Below are 19,127 nucleotides of genomic sequence, written 5' to 3'. Positions count from 1 at the left end.
AATAGGGATACATCTAAATTTAATGTGCAATTTCGATTGATTGATTGTCATCGGTAGCTGATTTGCTGATGTTTTGATCGACTTTCATGAAGAATGTCAGTATAAAGCCAACTATATATAATACAGTAAGTGTCCATATAGCACCTTCAACACCAGCGATTGGTACAACCGCTGTTACAATTGCTGGGCCAACAAAGTTACTTAAACCTGCTGATAAATTATGCATGGACACTGCTGCACCCTTATGAGACGGTTCAAGGCTAGGGAAAATAGCCGACATTGGTACGAATGCAGCAATGGCAATCCCAAAGAATATAGCTACAAATAATCCAACCCAAATATTTGGTCCAAAGGATATCGGTAAATAGTAAAAAATTAAAGTAGCAATGGCCATACCTATACAACCAAACCATCTTACCTGTCTAACCCATCCAAGTTTATCTCCAAGAATACCCCACATTAGGTTCGTGAAAATAGTTGTTGCATAAACAGCTCCCCAAATACGTAGCCATTCGGACATCGTAAATCCGATTTGTTCTGTAAAAACAATCGGTAGTATAACGACAAAACCAAAGAGCGAGATTTGATTAATAATACGTACAGCTGAAGCGATAACGATTTGTGGGTTTTTTGCGATTGTAATCCCTCTTAGTAATTCTCGCAGTGGTCCTTCATTTGTCGTATTTTGTTTATAACTATTGAAGTCATCTTTTATTAAAAACATCGCCATCAAGCCACCGATAGCAATAAAGAGAATTGCCGACCATAATGTACCCATAAATCCTATTGCAGGAATTGAAAAGCTTGGCAGGTATGTACCGAAAACTCCTACTCCTACAGAATACATACACCAAAACCAACCCATCGCTGAAGCTAATCTTTGTTTTGGAGCAGCGTATGCAATCCAAACTACAAAAGCGTAAATAAACATCGGATAGGCAATTCCGCGTATTCCATACATGAGTAGCATCATAGAAAAGTTTTTCTGTTCAAGACCGAATGTTAAAAAGCCAATGTGGAAAATAATCCAAAGTACAAAACCTAAGATCATCGTACGACGTGGCCCAACTATCTCTGCCAATACTCCTGAAAGCCACGAAGCTATGGCAACAGTGAGCCCATACACAGTAAAGACTAATGAGGCTTGTTGAGTAGAAAATCCTAAATCAACTATATACTTTGACAAAAATGCTTGTTCAATTCCATCTCCAGTCATAAAGAAAGCAATGGCTATATATCCCCAAATTAACGCTATTGGTAAACCAAAGATTTGCTTTGAAGGAGATGCAGTTAAGCTACGATTCATAATGTTTCCTCCTTAAATCCTTTTTATCATTACGCCTTGATTATTGTCTCACGGTTTTGAGCTGTGCCATAAAACCTGCAGAGGACAGAGTAGCTATCGTTTTAAGTCGATTTGACTTCAGACAGATTAATTGCCGCGTGACCATTTGAAGTGGCGCTTTAGTTTAATACCTTTAATTTAGTTACCGTCTGCTTACAAAAATACTTCTACAATCGTATTTATCCCGCCACCTGTAGGAGGGGGAGTATTCGATGGTAGTCGCTCCGCTATAAAACTATACGAGAATGACAAGGGTTCCTAACCTTTGAATGTATTGTTTTTTCTAGGAACCCATTTTTGATCTACGGTATTAAAATAACTTTTAAAGAGCCGACTCCGCTTTTTACCATTTCAAAGCCTTTCTTAAACTCTTCTAGAGGAAGTTTATGAGTAACTACGCCCTCAGTAGGGAGTGCACCAGATGCAATCCCATTAATAACATTTGGATAACAGTATGGTCCTAAGTGTGCACCTAAAATATCAAGCTCTTTACGATCACCTATAATACTCCAATCGACAGTAACCGGACTTGAAAACACACTAAATTCTACAAAGCGCCCAAGCTTTCGGATGGCATGTAAGCCCTGAATAACACTAGCAGGCGCGCCAGTCGCTTCTATATAAACATCACACCCATAACCCTCTGTCATATTTTTAATTTCCTCCACTACATCTATCTTTGAAGGGTTAAGAATGATATCAGCCCCAAATTGTTTAGCAAGTTCTAATCGATCGTCTCGTATATCTAAAACTACTAATGTACCAGGACTTCGCAATTTAGCTGCTGCTACCATTCCTAGTCCAAGCGTTCCAGCGCCTGAGATGACAACAAAATCACCTATTTGAATATTAGCTCGATTTACTGCATGCATTGAACACGCATACGGTTCGATTAGAATAGCTTTTTCAATAGGTAAATCATGAGGAACTTTATGGTTAATGGCATTCACTGGGAACTTCATATATTCCGCCATTCCACCATTCACATTGAACTGAAACCCGTATATATCATGCTTTTCACACATCCAGTATTGACCACGCTTACAATATCGACAAGTATTACAAGGTACAATTTGCTCTGAAATAAGGCGGTCTCCAACAGAAAACTCTGTCACGCCTTTACCTACCTTAACTACCGTTCCTACAAATTCATGCCCTGGGATGACTGGAGTTTTTACATAACTAGGCTGACCATCCTCTCCGCCCCAGAACATAGGGGCACCATCCCAAGCTTTAACATCACCTGCACAAATACCACAAGCTTCTACCTTAATCAGGATTTCACCTGCTTCTGGAGAAGGTACATCCACAGATTCAAGTAAATATTCGCCGGGACCATGGCATACAACGGCTCTCATTTTACTAGCTACATTTGACATGATTATCCTCCTTTGTTGTTATCTGTATTTTCAGAAAAAGTAATATCTACTACTATATTTAAAGATTACTTTGGAGATAGACAACATGGGTTTGCAAATATTCTTCTAGACCATGTCTTCCATCGGCACCACCGATACCTGACTTTTTCCATCCAGCATGGAAACCTTGTATAGCTTCAAAGTTTTCACGATTAACATATGTTTCCCCGAACTCTAATTCCTTGCTTGCACGTATTGTTACATCTAAGTTTTGTGTGAAAATAGAGGATGTTAGACCGTACTCACAATCATTAGCGAGTTTAAGCGCTTCATCTAAGTTATTGAAAGTAGCAATTGGAAGTACAGGACCGAAAATTTCCTGACGCATAATTTCCATTTCATTATTTACATTTACAAGTACAGTTGGTTCATAATAATAACCCTTTTCTTGTGAAGGGCGCTTACCACCTGTTAAGATCGTAGCTCCATTAGCAACTGCTTCCTGTACCATTTTCTCTACCGACTCGAGTGCATCTTTACTAGCAAGAGGTCCCATAGCAATCTCTTGATTAATTAATGGGTCTCCATAGGTTACCTCGGACATTGCTTGTGTTATTTTTTTAATAAAATCATCTGCTATGTCTTTATGAACATAAACACGTTCTGTGCAGTTACATACTTGTCCTGTATTAATGACACGAGAGGCTACAATTGAACGTACTGCTAAATCTAGGTCCGCATCATCCATCACAATAGCAGGTGCTTTTCCTCCCAATTCCAAAGATACTTTTGTAATATTTTCTGCCGCTGCCCGCATAACAGCAGCACCAGCATTGTAGCTTCCTGTTAAACTCACCATTCCTACCTTTGAATTGCCAGCCAACTCTTGTCCAAGTATCGTTCCGCTGCCTGTTATTATATTGATAACTCCTTTAGGCAAGCCTACTTTATCAATGATCTTTGCAAACTCTAACGCATTATTAGGGGATAAATCACTTGGCTTTAGAACAATCGTATTACCTGTGATTAAAGCAGGTGCTGCTTTACGAGCAATTAAGAAAAATGGGAAATTCCATGGTAAAATACCAGCTATAACGCCAATCGGTTCTTTATGAATAAAAATTTGCTCATTTGGTCGATCACTTTGTACGATTTCTCCTTCATATCGTCTTGCCCAGCCTGCCATATAATCTATATAATCTGCAGTAAAGTTAACCTCTGTTTCAGAAAGGGAAAGAGTCTTTCCCATTTCCTCTGATATTGTGCGCGCTAAAATTGGAGCATTTTCACGTATTTCTTTAGAAATTGCTTGTAAGTACAGTCCTCTCTCAATAGACGGAAGTTTTGCCCAATCCTTTTGTGCTTTCTCAGCGGAATCAATTGCTAGTCGTACATCCTCCACAGTACCTTTAGGAACCTCTGAAATAATTTCTTCCGTTGCTGGATTAATGACTTGTGTTTGCTCACCTGAGCTAGAACTAACAAATCGCCCGTTAATGTACATTTGATATTTTCTCATAATCTTTACATCTCCCTGCAAAATGTATTTTCAAAAATAAAAACTAGTTATTTGTGTATCCCTAGAGATTAGGAAAACGACCAGGAACTTTGAATTTTTCCTCGCGTAATTGAACCAATGTTGTTACTTGTTCTTTTGTTAACTCCTTTGGTTCTCCAATTAATGAAGTTAGATAAAGAAGCTTCGCATAAAATTCCATGGACTCCATTTTGAAATAAGCACTCATTAAGTCGATTCCGCAAGTTAGTGCACCATGATTGGCTAATAAAATGGCATCATGATTTTGAAGGTAAGGAACGATTGAATTAGGTAATTCTTCTGTGGAGGGAGTCCCATATTCTGCTATAGGAACTTCTCCTAAAAAAATAGTTGATTCAGGCATTATTTGTTTATTAAGCGGTATCCCGCAAATTGCGAAGGCAGTGGCATATAAGGGATGAGCATGTACAACTGCTGTTACGTCGGGACGTTCCTCATAAACACGTAAATGCATCTTAATTTCCGAGGATGGCTTTGTGTTTAATGAATTTTCCTCCATTAACTCCCCTTTACTATTAATCTTGCATATCATATCTGGGGTCATAAACCCTTTAGAAACTCCTGTTGGGGTACATAAGAAAGAATTTTCTGAAATTTTAACAGAAATGTTTCCATCATTTGCGGCCCCCATGTCTTTCATATACATTCTTTTTCCTATGTCGCATATTTGTTCTTTTAAAAATTGTTCTGAATTATTCATTACAGTTCTCTCCTTACTAATTTCTAAATCTTAGCTAGATTCTATGTCTTTAATTCTTTCTTGTCAACATAAACAGAAATAAATTTCTTTATTTATGTCTGTTTATGTTGTTTTCAGAGTGGGGTATGGAGTAAAATGAGATAGGGATGGTGAGAATATGATGACTAAATACAGAAAATGCCTAGCTTTTGATTTTGGTGCATCAAGTGGAAGACTAATAGCGGGGGTTTACGATGGAGAAAAGGTCATTTTAGAAGAGATTTATCGGTTTAAAAATGAACCAGTTACAATAAATAATCATTTACATTGGAATCTTGAACTTTTGTATAAACATATAGTAAGTGGGTTAGAAGTGGCTTCAAGGGATAGGGTGGAATTTAATAGTATCGGAATTGATACTTGGGGAGTTGATTACTGTCTTTTAAATAAAGAAGGACAACCTATTCATTGGCCATTCCATTATCGGGATACTAGGACAGAAGGTATTTCTTCAAAATTGCCAATTCAATTTGAAGAATTCTATTCTAAAACGGGCATACAATTTTTACCCTTCAATACAGTTTATCAATTATATGCGGAATTCAAAAATAGCCCAGAGCTAAATCGACAGGCTGAACATTTATTGTTTATGCCGGATTTATTTAATTATTTTTTAACGGGAAACAAAAAGACGGAATATACAATTGCATCCACTAGTCAACTACTGAATGTAGAGGGCAAGCAATGGGACTGTGACATTATTAAGAGATTAGGATTTCCTAAACGCCTTTTTCAGGAAATCATTTTCCCTGGCGAGATTTACGGAATGTTAGATAAAAAACATATGAGAAAAATCGGTATGAGTAATTCAGTTCCGGTGATCTCAGTAGGAAGTCATGATACTGCTAGTGCTGTTGCTGGAATACCATTAGAAAATGAAGATAGTGCCTATTTAATTTGTGGGTCTTGGTCTTTATTAGGACTTGAGATCCAAAATCCTATAGTTAATGAAAAATCTTTGAAAGAGTCTTTTAGTAATGAGGGCGGGGTACTAAATTCGATTAGATTTCTTAAAAATATTAATGGCATGTTTTTATTGCAACAATTAAAAAAGCACTATAATGAAATGTTTACAAGAGAATTAGATTTTGCTGATATTATTAATGCTGCGAAGTTATCGAATAAAAACTTTTCTATTAATCCAAATCATGCTTTATTTTTATCACCGGATAATGTCATGGAAGCTGTCGATGCCTATTGCATTTCTACAAACCAAGGCAAACCTGATAATCTAGGTGAATGGGCAATTGCTATCTATAACGGATTAACACAAGAATTTAACAATCAATTACTTAACCTTGAGAGTATTACTGGTAAAAAAATAAAGCACATTCATATGGTTGGAGGCGGTATTCAGGACGAGTTATTATGCCAAATGACTGCTAATGTAACAAACAAGAAAGTAATAGCCGGTCCTGTTGAATCTAGTGTTCTAGGAAATATAATGATTCAACTATATGCTTTAGGAGAGGTCTCAACTCAGTCAGAAATAAGACAGATCATAAAAAAGTCTGTTTCCTTAAAAGTATATGAACCACAAACTTGAAGGTAGTAAGAGTCAGTAAGTTCTAGCATAGTTCTTCAAAATCAAGTAACGTCCTCCTGCCTATTTTGTTTAGAGATTCACTTTCTCTAACAAAAATATCTACGGAAAATTGAATAGTTTAAAGAGAATACACTTTGAAAAAAGCGAAAATTCACGTATCGTTATTGTTATCTAGTAATAACACGATAAGGAGTTTTCGCTTTGACCTTTTCATTTTTTTAATCGATACTATACTACTGTTACTAATTTTTGTAATTATCTTCTTTCCTAAGTACAATGTTATACAAAGTGAAAAATCATCAGATGTACTAGTGGAATAATTTATTTCTTCTCGGTGGAAAATTGGCGATAGCAATGATAGATCTAATCGAATTTTATCGATTTTCTAACGGGCAGTAATATCATATTCAAAACGAGATATTTCCTCCGCTGTTGCTTGGGAATTATCGTCTCGACTTTTAAAGGGGAAAATAAAAGGAAAATGGGGATTTATTATGTTACCAAAAGAACGATTGCAAAAAATAATAGATTTAATCCAAATAGAAAAGAAAGTTTATGTTTCTGAACTAAGTCAAAAATTTTCAGTCACAGAGGAAACCATTCGAAGAGATCTTGAGAAATTAGATAAAAAGGGAATTGTATCAAGAACTTATGGGGGGGCTGTAATAAACCGAAACGGCTCAGAGGATTTACCTTTTAATACAAGGACTTCTCTTAATATAGATTTAAAAAAATCAATCGTTTCGAAAATACATCATCTGATTAAAGATGGAGATAAATTAATGGTTGACCCGAGTTCGACAGCGTTAGAATTAGTCAAAGCATTATATGATAAACAAGATTTAACGTTAATTACAAATTCCATAAAAATATTAAATGAGTTTAGTGATTCACACTTTCAAATTATTTCAACAGGGGGAGAGTTGCGAAAAAAATCACTTTCCTTAGTTGGTCCTGCTGCAGAAGCTACCGTTAATAGATATTTTGCAGATATTCATGTATTTAGCTGCAAGGGGATATCGCTGGAACATGGTATTACAGAATCTAATGAGCCGGAAGCGGAATTGAAAAAAATAATGCTTAAAAATTCTAAAATCAATCTCTTGCTAATAGATCAGACCAAATTTGATAAATCAGCATTTTTAAAGCTTTTTGATCTTAGTGATATCGATGTTCTTGTAACAGACAAAAAACCATCCACAGAATGGATAGAGAAACTGAAAGCAAATGATGTCCAGCTAATATATTGAAAACATTAGTGTATTCAATAAATAAAAAAGAGGGGCTTTTAAACAGCCCCTCCCATCATCACACCCAACCAAACGCTCGAGCAACTGTCGCCGTTAGCCAAGTCGCGCCAATAGCAATAACCGTTGGAATTAAAAATGACATAAATGTCCACTTTGGACTTTTTGTTTCTTTATAAATATTGACTAAAGTCGTTCCGCAAGGGAAGTGTAGCAGTGAGAATAACATCATGTTTAAAGCTGTGAGCCACGTCCAGCCTTGGTCGATAAACACTTGTTTTAGCTTCGATAAATCCTCAATTTCTAGCATAGCTCCTTGCGATAAATACGCCATAATTAAGATAGGGATTACAATTTCATTGGCTGGTAGCCCAAGAATAAATGCAGCCATAATAAAGCCATCCATACCAAGAGCCTGACCAAATGGATCTAAAAAGTTAATGAAATGCATTAGAATACTCGTATCACCAACGTAAATATTAGCGAATACCCAAGTCAAAATAGAGGCAGGCGCTGCAACGACAACAGCTCTTTTTAATACATACCATGCTTTATCAAGACTGGCTCTTAAAATTGTATTCCAGAACTTTGGTCTTCGAAATGGTGGAAGTTCCAAAGTGTAATGGGTAGGTACACCCTTTAATGCGGTTTTAGAAAGAACCCAGGACACAGATAATGTCACCACGACCCCTAACATAACAAATCCTATTAAAATGGCAGCTGTTACAAATGTACCTGCTGCACCTGAAAAACCAGTTACCATAAATAATGATGCTAATAAAATAAGTGTTGGCCATCTTCCATTGCAAGGAACAAAATTGTTCGTTAAAATGGCTAACATTCGTTCCCGAGGAGATTCTATTATTCTCGTTGACATGATAGCAGCGGCATTACAGCCAAAGCCCATTGCCATTGTTAATGATTGTTTCCCGTGTCCACCAGCTCGTTTGAATAAACGGTCCATATTAAATGCTACACGTGGTAAATAACCGTAGTTTTCTAATAGAGCGAACATAGGGAAGAATATAGCCATTGGCGGCAGCATAACACTAATAACCCATCCTGTACCTCTAAATAGCCCAAGCACTAAAACACCATGTAACCATTCGGGTGCGTGCATCGCTTCAAAAAGAAAGGTTAGCTTACCTTCTAGATAGCCAAATAAGTTTGCTAACATATCTGATGGTACGTTTGCCCCAGCGATAGTAATGTAAAAGACAGTCCCTAGTAAGATAAGCATAATAGGGAATCCCCAAATACGGGATGTGAAAATTTCATCTAATTTATCAGATCTGTACATTGCAGGTTGCTGTGATACTACTTTTTTACATAAAGATTTGCTTTTAGTATAAATATCACTAACGATTTCATCTCGAATATCCTCATTCGAAACCTCGTTCACTTCAGCTAAAATAGCCTTAAGTGAATTATGATTTAACACTGACTGGGACTCCATTCGTTCTCACCTCGTGCTGTTTATTATGATGTTGCAGTTTTAAGATTAATTCCTCATCACCATCAAGTAAGCGAAGGGCAACCCATCTCGATGGATATTTTTCATCAAAATAACCTTCTAATTTCGATTCAATCTTTGTAATGGCTTCCTCTATTTCTTTCGAATATGTCATACGATACGGCGTTGTAACAATTTGCCCCTTCACCAGTTGACTTAACGTATCGAGCAATTGATGAATCCCTTTTTTATTTCTTGCCGATATTTTGACAACTGGGACTCCTAGCTCACGAGCCAATTTCTTGTGATCAATTCGGATCCCTTTTTTCTCAGCTTCATCGATTAAATTGATACAAATGATAACATTATTCGTCATTTCTAAAACTTGGAGTGCAAGATTTAAATTTCTTTCTAATGATGTTGCATCGAGCACAACAATCGTTGCATCCGGCTGGTCAAAAATAATATAGTCTCTTGCGACTTCTTCATCTGCTGAATTGGAAAATAAAGAATAGGTCCCGGGTAAATCCACGAGTACATATTGCTCTCCGTTATGTTCAAAAGAACCTTCTGCATGAATAACCGTTTTCCCGGGCCAGTTTCCAGTGTGCTGCTTCAATCCCGTTAATGTATTAAACAATGTACTTTTACCGGTATTTGGGTTACCTGCTAAAGCAATTCGATTTATCCTCACTTTGTATTCCTCCTAACAATTTCGCCTAAAATCATAGAGCTTTCATCATTGCGTAATGCAATCGTTGTATTGCTTACACGATAAGCGACAGGATCTCCTAAAGGACTTTTACGTAGAACGAAGATTTCTGCGCCTTTTACAAAGCCTAAATCTAATAATCTCCTTCTTAAAGGACCCTTAATGTTAATTTCTTTTATTAAAAAGCAATCTCCAAACGAGCATTTAGAAAGAGGTATCAATGTTTTTTCCATACGAATTTTTTATTCCTTTCTATAATAATATTTCCCGAACGTCATATTGTTTCTCTAAGGAAACTTTATTAATGATTATGCCTGTTTTATGACAATTGTCAATAGTTTTCTGAAATCTTTTTGAAAGAACGTGATAAAAGAGCGTCCTAATGAAGGAAATGATGGCACATTTATATTGGGCTAAGAAGTGTTGAAAAATGGGGAGTTGTTTAGCATACAAAGCGAGCAAAGTTTTGATGTAAGGATATGAAAAGTTTTTCTTTATGAGGGGTTCGTTATAAGTGTCTATAGATAAGAGGGGATCCGCTTTGAAGAGGCAATAGCGGAGCAAAAAAATATATTAAACCCTCTGCTACTAAAAAGTATCGGCAGAGGGTCATGATTTTTTTATTAGGAGATCACTCTTGGATTAGGAATGAAGCAGAGGAATTTGTTTGAATGAAAGTACGATTTCCTTCTACTGTATAATCAGCTGGTACTGGTTTGCCAAAAGTATTGGTACGAACGATGGAGGCATTCGGTGATAAATTATTAATAATAATTTCCATGTTCGCCTCAAATTCAACTGGTTTATCATTTAATGTTGCCTGGAATGTAATACGATTCGATTTTTTTGTAATGCTAATTTCCATAACACCAGTATCTTCATTAAGAAGAGTTCCTAGTGGTGGAATAATCACAGTCATGTTCGATTTTGTCGTTAAAACGAAGCGATCTGCACTATTTTCCGTGTCTGCAACGTTGATTTTTGCTGTATAGGTATTTTTGTTTTTCGTCATAGCTGTAGTTTTACCTGGTACGGCTGCTATATCCGATGAAATTGGCTTTTTCGACCCGTTCCCTTTAGGTAAATCATATTTTCCATTCACAAAGTCTACTAAAGTCCAGACATTTGGTACAAGCTGCTGCTGCACAGGTGTTAAAGCCTCGAAGGCTGTTTTCGCTGCCTGTACATCTTGAGCAGTAGACGTTTTAGGCGATAAAGCTGCAATAGCGTTTTCTACTTCCTTAGCTGCCGCCTTATCCTTCGCAACAAGCTGTTCAGAATCTACTAACATCTTTTCGATACCAGCAGGTAAATAGACGTATGAATATCTTCGAAGTGCATTAAGCTCAGCTCTAGCATCCGCTACATCCTGATGGAAGGTAATGCGAGAAGAATTTAATAATTGGATTTTATTGACCACTTGATCGATAGATGTATTGGGCGTGATATAGGATGTCAGTATTTTTTGTGATTCCGGGCTCACAAAGGATTTTTGGGCTGCATTTAACGTATTGTACCAATCTTTCGTTTCCACAACATTTTGGTAGTAATTAATGGAAGTTGATTCCACTGAAGCTAATTTCTCTTCAATTTGGTCAGCAAGCTTACGATACGCAACTTTTGTCTGACGATGATTTGACAGCGTAGAATAATTTGTAACATATTGTTTTTCCGTTTCAGTTAACTTATCGTAGGCTTTATTGGCTGCTTCTAAATTTGTTTGGAACGAAGCTGTTGTATCATTAATATTTGAAATAAGCCAAACAACATTCGAAACGTTAGCGTTGTAGTAATAATAATCGTATATGTAAGCAGTTTTTGAATGGCCAGTAATAGTAGCAGCTGATGCTGACGTAGTAGGTGCAGTATAGATTAGTGAAGGGACCGCAACTAGGGCTAGTAAGGCCAATTTTCTTTTGTTTTTCATAATACGGGAAACCTCCTATTGGTTTTGGATAAGTGTGATGGGTAATATGTAGGTCTTTTACCCTGTGTGAAACCTTTGATTGTCTTGTGAAATGGTTTATTATTTACCTGCCGAAAAGAGTCGTGTCTAGACAGTGATTTCCTAATATATGTTGGTAAACCAATTTTATCATATCTCAGGATTTTTTCATGTATATTTTAAGTGAATAGGTAGATTGATTATGTAATTTTTAAATACTTTGTGTCTTATGTACTTATGAAAAATATGAATGGAAAGCAAGTCCCTTTTTTAAGAGAGAGGGATAGGACCTACCAACTAATGGATAAACTCCCGGAACAGAAAGTTAGAAACCTCATACGAAGGGGAGAGTTTGTTATAATGAATTTAATAAGGAGCGGGGGTGTTTTATTTGCAACAAAACTGGCAGAAGGTAGTTGTTGAAAAGCTAGCCTTGGCTGTTAATCCAGCGTTTGTTATTGTTTTTGGTTCTTATGCGAAGGGCTTGGAACGTGAAGATAGTGATTTGGATATTGCATATTTTACAGATAAACCGCTCTCAAGTTATGAACGTTTTCTATTAGCTGGAGAAATTGCGCAGTCTTGTAATGTGGATGTCGATTTAATTGATATGAAATCAATTGATACAGTGTTTGCGGCACAAATTTATTCGAGTGGTAGAATCATTGAGTGCCAAGATGAAAGCACCTTTGTGAAGGAACGGATGAAAACTCTATCAATGTATGTGACATTAAATGAACAACGTGCAGGAATTCTGAAAGCAATTGAAGAGAGGGGTAATGTCTATGGCGAATAATGATGTTATTTTAAATAAAATTGCAACAATCGAACGCTGTGTGAACCGTGTTAACGAGGTGTATTGTGATAATCCAGAGAATTTGCAAGACATCACGAAACAGGATAGTATTATTTTGAATATCCAACGTGCGTGTGAAGCTAGTATTGATTTGGCGATGCATATTGTTAGTGAATTAAAGCTTGGTCTGCCTAAAACGAGCCCCGAAGCATTTAAGTATCTTGAGGAAAATGAAATTATTGACCATGCATTGGCTAAAACATTAATGAATATGGTTGGGTTTCGAAATATTGCTGTGCATGATTATCAAGATATCGATTTAGATATACTTCAAGCAATTATTAAGAATCATTTAAATGATTTTAAAACCTATACAGAGGCAGTATTGCTTATATAAAAGAAACAACAGGCTATATAGTATAGAAACTTCCTAGCCTGTTGTTATGTAGTGTAAAACGGATAGAATCGTGGAAGTGACGGATAGACTCATCGAAGCGACGGAAAGAATTGCCGAAGCGACGGATAGAAATCAAAGCGACGGAAAGAATTGCCGAAGTGACGGATAGGCTCATCAAAACGACGGAAAGAACCGCCGAAGCGACGGATAGACTCATCAAAGCGACGGATAGAACTCTCGAAGTGACGGAAAGACTCGTCAAAGCGACGGATAGAACTGTCGAAGCCGACGCCACGATTCCCGAGGCATAATTGATTTTTTGAGTTTGAAAAGGACTTGGCTTAGTGCCAAGTCCTTTCAATTTTTTTATTGTTTACCTGAACTTTGAGCATCTTTATAGATGTCGATCGCCTTGTTTAATTTGTTAATAGCCTCTGTCACTTCGTACGAAGAGGCATAGACGTTACTGGCAACGGATTGAGCGTGTTGAACTGCTTTTTCTAGACTGCGTTTTTCTCTTTCTGTTGTCCATAGTTCATAATAAGGGATATCAGAGCCATCGCCATTCGCAGAAACTTTTACATACTGAACAGAATTAATGAGTGATGTTAACCAAGATTTATCAACGTAATGCCAATGATTCACACCAGATTTATAATTACTCCTATAAGTTGAAATGGCATTATATAAATATTGATAGGCATACGAAATATCCGACTGAGACGATGAGCTATTGTTTGCAATACCTTGTGCGTATGAAACAGCAGAAACTAGAGCGTCTTTTTCACTTTGCGTCGTCCAAACTACATTGTAGGATAATTCAGATCCATTTACAGAAACGGTTACATACTGAACAGAGTTAATAAGTGAAAAAAGGGAAGATCGATCGGCATTATATTGATAAGTGCCATATTTTTGTGCATTCTTATAAATTGTGATGGCGTAGTTCAAATTGCTAATTGCATTTGTAATATCAGACTGTGTTGCATAGTAATTATTTACAACATATTGAGCAGATGAAACGGCAGAGGTTAGAGCATCCTTCTCACTTTGAGTTGTCCAAGGTTCATAAGAAGCTACATCATTACCATTGTTCCAAGAAACCTTTACATACTGAACAGAATTGATCATCGATTGTAGTGAAGACTTATCACCATAAACATATTTTGTTCCGCTTTTTTGCACAGCACGATAAACGTTTAATGCATTTTTGTACTGTGTAATCGCATTGTTTACTTGTTCCTGAGAAGCGTAAGAATTATTAACTACTGTTCTTGCGCTGCTTACGGCTGATTCGAATGTTGTACGTTCAGCCTGTGTTGTCCATTTCTCAGTTACTGAAATGTCATATCCATTAACAGATACTGCAACGTATGGAGGTGAAGCTACTAAATTACTAAGCTCCGTTTTATTTAAAACAGGTAATGTCACAGAGGCTTTTTTATCATCCACCTGCACTTTGTTAATTAGATGCCCCGAATTTAATGCCACCTTTGCCCCATGTTTGACAACCACTTGCTCAATTGTGCCTTTTCCGTAAAGGGTGAAATCTTTCTCAACATCGATAGTTAGTTTATCAACATTGGCCGTTACTTCAAATGCAGTAACTTTACCAACTACGTCGACTTTCGAAATAGATTTGTCAGAAGTCACACTCACTTTAGTACGTTTTAAGTTAATGTTTGGAGATTTAATATCTTTTAGAGAAACATTTAACCAATTACTATTTTTAATCAATAAAGGTCTAAAAGTAATTGTATCCCCAATAGCAACGTCATCAATTGTAATGGCCTTCTTCACACGATTAGTTACGATAAGCTCCTCTTCAATAGTGACATTTTGAACTTTTACATAATCCGCATTTACAGTTAGGCTTCCATCAATTTGCGCATCGCCACCATCAAAATTTAACGCTTTATTTTTTGTTCCACCTTTAGTTAGTGTTAGTGATGTAATACTTGTAATTTCACCGTTCTTTACGACAATAGTAGCTGCAGCATTCGCCAATGCAGCATTATTGGATGTGTTTAAGAGGGGCTTCAATGACTTACTAATTTTAAATTGGCCATTGGATGTGCGTACTTTATCATTAGCGATGCTGGTAATAGTAACATTTTGTCCCTTTGTTTTGGCTGCAGCTACTTGTCCGTCGATTTGAACTGAGTTGTTTAAAGATACATCATTAGAAGTGGCATTCGCAGTTGATACAGGCACAATTAAGGTTGCTGTAATAGCGGTAGCCATAAAAGTAGAAAATACTTTATTCTTCATTTCTTGTCGCTCCAATCATTGTATTTAATGGATAATATATCATATATTTCTTCGGTTTAGTGCGCAAATGGGGTATTTTACTATATTAATTTAATGAAACAATAGGCCTTTTTCCTTCAATTATTTTAATAACTCGTAGTTTGAGAGGGTAAATCATCCTTCCAAGAGCCTTTTCTATTGTTTGAACATGATGAAAAAGACAGGATGAGTGAACGCTGAAGTACATTGACCGAGTTTACAAACAGCACTACTATAGGAGAGGAAAGGGGGACAACACTATGGTGTATCTCGGTATGATTTTCTTTCAAATTGTAGCTCCGATTTTAGTGCTTCTAGTACTTGGCGCAGTTTTACAAAGGAAATTTCGTTTTAATTTAAAGGCGCTATCTCAACTTATTACATACTGCTTTATGCCAGCAGCTGTTTTTGTGAATTTATATGAAACGAGTATAGAATTGTCTGTACTTGGGGAAGTTGCGTTTTTTATTCTACTCTTTATCGGAAGCCAAATGGTCCTTAGTCACTTTCTAGCAAAGGGGCTCGGTTTAGTAAAAACAGAGGCTGCGGTGTTTAAAAATAGCGTTGTCCTCATTAATTCAGGCAACTATGGTATTCCAGTTGCCCAAATGATTTTCGTGACTCAGCCGATTGGGGTAGCGATTCAAGTTATTCTCGTTATATTTCAAAATATGACGACGTATACTTACGGCTTGTACAATTTAATTTCTTCAACAAAATCAGGTATGTCAATTTTGAAGGATTTCCTCAAAATGCCTATTATTCATGCACTTATTATTGGCGTTACTATGAACTATTTTAATATCCCTATACCGCAGTTCGTAAAAATTCCGATAGACCATGTGGCAGATGGCTTTATCGCTGTAGCATTAATAACTTTAGGGGCACAGCTATCCCAACTTGAAATAAAATCTATGTTTAATAAGATGGTATACATTAGTTGTTTTACACGATTAATCATAGGGCCTGCCGTAGCATTGCTTATCATTTTTGCTCTTGATCTTGACGGTGTCGTGGCACAATCACTTTTTATAGCTAGTTCGTTCCCGACATCGCGAAATAGTTCCAGTCTGGCATTAGAATATGACGTAGAATCGGCAACTGCTGCACAAACAGTTTTATTTTCAACGATTGTGAGCTGTATTACAGTGACAATTGTGATTTATGTAGCGGAGTTGTTGTTTACCTAATGGCTAGGTGCTCATTTGATTGTCCATTGTTGATAAAAACTAAAATTGTTCCGATAAAATGAGATTTTGTTCCGATAAATCTTCAAAGTATATGAACTCATCAGATAACGTGAAGTTGTGCGCCAAAGTCTAATCTGACGTTGATTCTTGATGAATGTGCCAAAAATAATCAAATGAAGCTTCCATCTATTAGCAATATCTGCTACACTAGCATCAAACTTAATAGTATTAACTAGGGGAGTCTGATGAGTCAGGCTGAGAGGGAAACGCATAGAGGTTTCTTGACCCTTTGGACCTGATCTGGCTCATACCAGCGTGGGAAAGTTAACCATTATTGCACACTACGTTATTTGCAATAACTATACCTTTACATTCTTAGCCGGATCCAAAATTTTTTTGGATTCGGCTTTTTGTCTTCATTCAGCAGAAGACTCCTATCTTTCCAGGTGATGAAATGTATGCGGTGAAGCTTCCTAACTAGTAGGTGCCCAAACGCCTGCTGAATGAAGACAAGCCTCCGGCGGATGTCACGGATTTTAAAAGGAATGAATTGTGCGGGCACAATTCAAAATCCGGACGCAATTACGCCAAGGCGAAATTGATTTTTGTTGGGTGAGCTAGATTCGGTCCTTATATTAATATAAAAGGGAGCGAAGTAGTTTATGACAACAATTAGCGAAAAGAATATTACGATTATGTCAAGTTTTGAAGGAAGTAAAAAAGTTTACGTAGAAGGTTCTCGACCAGATATTTTAGTGCCAATGCGTGAGATTGCTTTGAGTCCGACGACAGGAAGCTTTGGTGAAGAGGAAAATGCACCAGTGCGTGTTTATGATACGAGTGGCCCGTACACTGAACCTGCACATAAGGTGGATATTACGAAAGGATTGCCAGCTTTACGTAGTGCATGGATCAAAGAACGAGGTGACGTTGAGGAATACGAAGGTCGTACGATCAAGCCAGAAGATAACGGATTCCGCAAAGCTAATGATCCACGAATGAATGAAAATGTGTTTCCGGATTTATCTAGAAGGCCTTTACGTGCGAAAAAAGGCAAAAATGTAACGCAGCTTCACTATGCACGAAAGGGAATTATTACTCCAGAAATGGAGTTTGTAGCGATTCGTGAAAATATGGATCCCGAGTTCGTGCGCTCAGAGATAGCGGCGGGGCGTGCAATTTTGCCATCTAATATTAATCACCCTGAGGCAGAGCCAATGATTATTGGACGCAACTTCCACGTGAAAATTAACGCCAATATTGGAAATTCAGCGGTGTCATCCTCTATTGCAGAAGAGGTAGAAAAAATGACGTGGGCTACACGCTGGGGTGCTGATAACATTATGGATTTATCGACGGGTAAGCATATTCATACGACGCGTGAATGGATTATCCGTAATGCTGCGGTGCCAGTAGGAACGGTGCCGATTTATCAAGCGCTAGAAAAAGTAAATGGTGTGGCAGAGGATTTAACGTGGGAGGTGTATCGTGATACGTTAATCGAACAAGCAGAGCAAGGTGTAGATTACTTCACGATTCATGCAGGGGTATTGCTACGCTATGTGCCATTAACGGCTAATCGTGTAACTGGCATAGTGTCTCGAGGAGGCTCGATTATGGCGCAATGGTGTTTATATCACCATCAAGAGAGCTTCTTATATACTCATTTTGAAGAAATCTGCGAAATTATGAAAACCTATGATGTTGCCTTCTCTTTAGGTGATGGTTTACGTCCTGGTTCTATTGCAGATGCAAATGATGAGGCTCAGTTTGCGGAGCTGGAAACGCTAGGGGAATTAACGCAAATTGCCTGGGAGCATGATGTACAGGTGATGGTAGAAGGACCAGGGCATGTGCCGATGCATCTTATTAAAGAAAATATGGACAAGCAGTTAGAGGTATGTAAGGAAGCTCCTTTCTATACGTTAGGACCACTAACGACAGATATTGCTCCGGGCTATGACCATATTACATCAGCCATTGGAGCTGCAATGATTGGTTGGTATGGTACGGCAATGCTATGTTATGTAACGCCTAAAGAGCATCTTGGCTTACCAAATCGTGATGATGTTCGTGTAGGGGTTATTACGTACAAAATTGCTGCACACGCTGCTGATTTAGCGAAAGGGCATCCGGGGGCACAGCAACGTGATGATGCACTATCTAAGGCACGCTTTGAATTCCGCTGGCGCGATCAATTCAACCTTTCGTTAGATCCAGAGCGTGCAGTCGAATATCATGATGAAACATTGCCAGCAGAAGGAGCAAAAACTGCGCACTTCTGTTCAATGTGCGGACCTAAGTTTTGTAGTATGAAAATCTCACAGGATATTCGTACTTATGCAAAAGAAAAAGACTTAAATACGACTGAAGCTATCCATAAAGGTATGCAGGAGAAGGCGAAGGAATTTAAAAAGGCGGGCAGTCAAATTTATCAATAATTATTAGACTGGGCTCGTGTCTTTCATAGGCACGAGCCTTATTTTGGTTCATCATCAAGAGGGGTGCATGTATATAGGTTGATTTCCTTTCCGGTGATGCGCTCTCATTTT

General features: G+C 37.5%; 15 protein-coding genes and 1 riboswitch. Of the genes, 6 read left to right on the top strand and 9 right to left on the bottom strand.

Going from position 1 to position 19,127, the window contains the following annotated elements; genetic code table 11:
* Window positions 1-19: 19 nt before the first annotated feature.
* From ACVYAD_RS19400 to ACVYAD_RS19385, 4 genes are all read right to left on the bottom strand, one after another.
* A complete protein-coding gene (locus tag ACVYAD_RS19400; RefSeq protein ID WP_476427545.1) occupies window positions 20-1,306 on the bottom strand; it encodes an MFS transporter in 1,287 nt (428 codons plus the stop codon).
* Window positions 1,307-1,647: 341 nt separating this feature from the next.
* Window positions 1,648-2,724 carry an alcohol dehydrogenase catalytic domain-containing protein gene (locus tag ACVYAD_RS19395; protein ID WP_476427544.1) on the bottom strand — a complete coding sequence of 359 codons (1,077 nt, stop codon included), beginning with the start codon at window positions 2,722-2,724 and terminating at the stop codon, window positions 1,648-1,650.
* A 58-nt stretch (window positions 2,725-2,782) separates the two neighbouring features.
* Window positions 2,783-4,222, bottom strand: a complete 1,440-nt coding sequence (aldA, locus tag ACVYAD_RS19390; RefSeq protein ID WP_476427542.1) for an aldehyde dehydrogenase — start codon at window positions 4,220-4,222, stop codon at window positions 2,783-2,785.
* A 61-nt stretch (window positions 4,223-4,283) separates the two neighbouring features.
* On the bottom strand, window positions 4,284-4,961 hold the full coding sequence (locus ACVYAD_RS19385; protein WP_476427540.1) for a class II aldolase/adducin family protein: 678 nt from the start codon (window positions 4,959-4,961) through the stop codon (window positions 4,284-4,286).
* Window positions 4,962-5,118: 157 nt separating this feature from the next.
* Between ACVYAD_RS19385 and ACVYAD_RS19380 the strand changes: the two genes are divergently transcribed.
* Window positions 5,119-6,546 carry a rhamnulokinase gene (locus ACVYAD_RS19380; RefSeq protein WP_476427538.1) on the top strand — a complete coding sequence of 476 codons (1,428 nt, stop codon included), beginning with the start codon at window positions 5,119-5,121 and terminating at the stop codon, window positions 6,544-6,546.
* A 494-nt stretch (window positions 6,547-7,040) separates the two neighbouring features.
* Entirely contained in the window at window positions 7,041-7,796 is a 756-nt protein-coding gene (locus tag ACVYAD_RS19375; RefSeq protein WP_476427537.1) for a DeoR/GlpR family DNA-binding transcription regulator, read from the top strand.
* A 58-nt stretch (window positions 7,797-7,854) separates the two neighbouring features.
* On the opposite strand, the gene ACVYAD_RS19370 is transcribed toward ACVYAD_RS19375, so the two are convergent.
* The 4 genes from ACVYAD_RS19370 to ACVYAD_RS19355 all read right to left on the bottom strand — a co-directional run bounded on the left by ACVYAD_RS19370 (window position 7,855) and on the right by ACVYAD_RS19355 (window position 11,885).
* On the bottom strand, window positions 7,855-9,249 hold the full coding sequence (locus ACVYAD_RS19370; protein WP_476427536.1) for a nucleoside recognition domain-containing protein: 1,395 nt from the start codon (window positions 9,247-9,249) through the stop codon (window positions 7,855-7,857).
* Window positions 9,221-9,940, bottom strand: coding sequence for a FeoB small GTPase domain-containing protein (locus tag ACVYAD_RS19365; protein ID WP_476427535.1), 720 nt, complete (start codon window positions 9,938-9,940; stop codon window positions 9,221-9,223). The genes ACVYAD_RS19370 and ACVYAD_RS19365 overlap by 29 nt, the downstream gene beginning before the upstream one ends.
* Entirely contained in the window at window positions 9,937-10,191 is a 255-nt protein-coding gene (locus tag ACVYAD_RS19360; protein ID WP_349661904.1) for a FeoA family protein, read from the bottom strand. Before ACVYAD_RS19360 ends, ACVYAD_RS19365 begins: the two co-directional genes overlap by 4 nt.
* A gap of 398 nt (window positions 10,192-10,589) precedes the next feature.
* The gene (locus tag ACVYAD_RS19355; protein ID WP_476427534.1) at window positions 10,590-11,885 is read right to left on the bottom strand and encodes a hypothetical protein; all 1,296 of its coding nucleotides are present in this window, start codon (window positions 11,883-11,885) and stop codon (window positions 10,590-10,592) included.
* A gap of 409 nt (window positions 11,886-12,294) precedes the next feature.
* Between ACVYAD_RS19355 and mntA the strand changes: the two genes are divergently transcribed.
* Both mntA and hepT read left to right on the top strand, forming a co-directional pair.
* A complete protein-coding gene (mntA, locus tag ACVYAD_RS19350) occupies window positions 12,295-12,699 on the top strand; it encodes a type VII toxin-antitoxin system MntA family adenylyltransferase antitoxin (protein WP_476427533.1) in 405 nt (134 codons plus the stop codon).
* Window positions 12,689-13,096 (top strand): type VII toxin-antitoxin system HepT family RNase toxin, encoded by a 408-nt coding sequence (gene hepT, locus ACVYAD_RS19345; protein ID WP_476427532.1) that lies wholly within the window; start codon window positions 12,689-12,691, stop codon window positions 13,094-13,096. The genes mntA and hepT overlap by 11 nt, the downstream gene beginning before the upstream one ends.
* Before the next feature lie 366 nt (window positions 13,097-13,462).
* Here hepT and ACVYAD_RS19340 read toward each other — a convergent pair whose 3' ends face one another.
* Window positions 13,463-15,367 (bottom strand): S-layer protein, encoded by a 1,905-nt coding sequence (locus ACVYAD_RS19340; RefSeq protein WP_476427531.1) that lies wholly within the window; start codon window positions 15,365-15,367, stop codon window positions 13,463-13,465.
* Window positions 15,368-15,645: 278 nt separating this feature from the next.
* Between ACVYAD_RS19340 and ACVYAD_RS19335 the strand changes: the two genes are divergently transcribed.
* Together ACVYAD_RS19335 and thiC are read left to right on the top strand one after the other, a co-directional pair.
* Entirely contained in the window at window positions 15,646-16,575 is a 930-nt protein-coding gene (locus tag ACVYAD_RS19335) for an AEC family transporter (RefSeq protein WP_476427530.1), read from the top strand.
* A gap of 224 nt (window positions 16,576-16,799) precedes the next feature.
* Window positions 16,800-16,914, top strand: a riboswitch (TPP riboswitch).
* A 323-nt stretch (window positions 16,915-17,237) separates the two neighbouring features.
* Window positions 17,238-19,016: a phosphomethylpyrimidine synthase ThiC gene (gene thiC / locus ACVYAD_RS19330; protein WP_476427528.1), complete on the top strand. Its 1,779-nt coding sequence runs from the start codon at window positions 17,238-17,240 to the stop codon at window positions 19,014-19,016.
* Window positions 19,017-19,127: the final 111 nt, after the last annotated feature.

It is taken from the genome of Lysinibacillus sp. G1-3 (genome assembly GCF_056322905.1).
The sequence above is the reverse complement of the archived record's forward strand: the minus strand, read 5'-3'. Positions and strand labels throughout refer to the sequence as shown.

Coding starts and splice junctions, on each gene's coding strand:
- ACVYAD_RS19400 (WP_476427545.1), bottom strand. CDS start 1,306: ATGAATCGTAGCTTAACTGCATCTCCTTCAAAGCAAATCTTTGGTTTA.
- ACVYAD_RS19395 (WP_476427544.1), bottom strand. CDS start 2,724: ATGTCAAATGTAGCTAGTAAAATGAGAGCCGTTGTATGCCATGGTCCC.
- aldA (WP_476427542.1), bottom strand. CDS start 4,222: ATGAGAAAATATCAAATGTACATTAACGGGCGATTTGTTAGTTCTAGC.
- ACVYAD_RS19385 (WP_476427540.1), bottom strand. CDS start 4,961: ATGAATAATTCAGAACAATTTTTAAAAGAACAAATATGCGACATAGGA.
- ACVYAD_RS19380 (WP_476427538.1), top strand. CDS start 5,119: ATGATGACTAAATACAGAAAATGCCTAGCTTTTGATTTTGGTGCATCA.
- ACVYAD_RS19375 (WP_476427537.1), top strand. CDS start 7,041: ATGTTACCAAAAGAACGATTGCAAAAAATAATAGATTTAATCCAAATA.
- ACVYAD_RS19370 (WP_476427536.1), bottom strand. CDS start 9,249: ATGGAGTCCCAGTCAGTGTTAAATCATAATTCACTTAAGGCTATTTTA.
- ACVYAD_RS19360 (WP_349661904.1), bottom strand. CDS start 10,191: ATGGAAAAAACATTGATACCTCTTTCTAAATGCTCGTTTGGAGATTGC.
- ACVYAD_RS19355 (WP_476427534.1), bottom strand. CDS start 11,885: ATGAAAAACAAAAGAAAATTGGCCTTACTAGCCCTAGTTGCGGTCCCT.
- hepT (WP_476427532.1), top strand. CDS start 12,689: ATGGCGAATAATGATGTTATTTTAAATAAAATTGCAACAATCGAACGC.
- ACVYAD_RS19340 (WP_476427531.1), bottom strand. CDS start 15,367: ATGAAGAATAAAGTATTTTCTACTTTTATGGCTACCGCTATTACAGCA.
- ACVYAD_RS19335 (WP_476427530.1), top strand. CDS start 15,646: ATGGTGTATCTCGGTATGATTTTCTTTCAAATTGTAGCTCCGATTTTA.
- thiC (WP_476427528.1), top strand. CDS start 17,238: ATGACAACAATTAGCGAAAAGAATATTACGATTATGTCAAGTTTTGAA.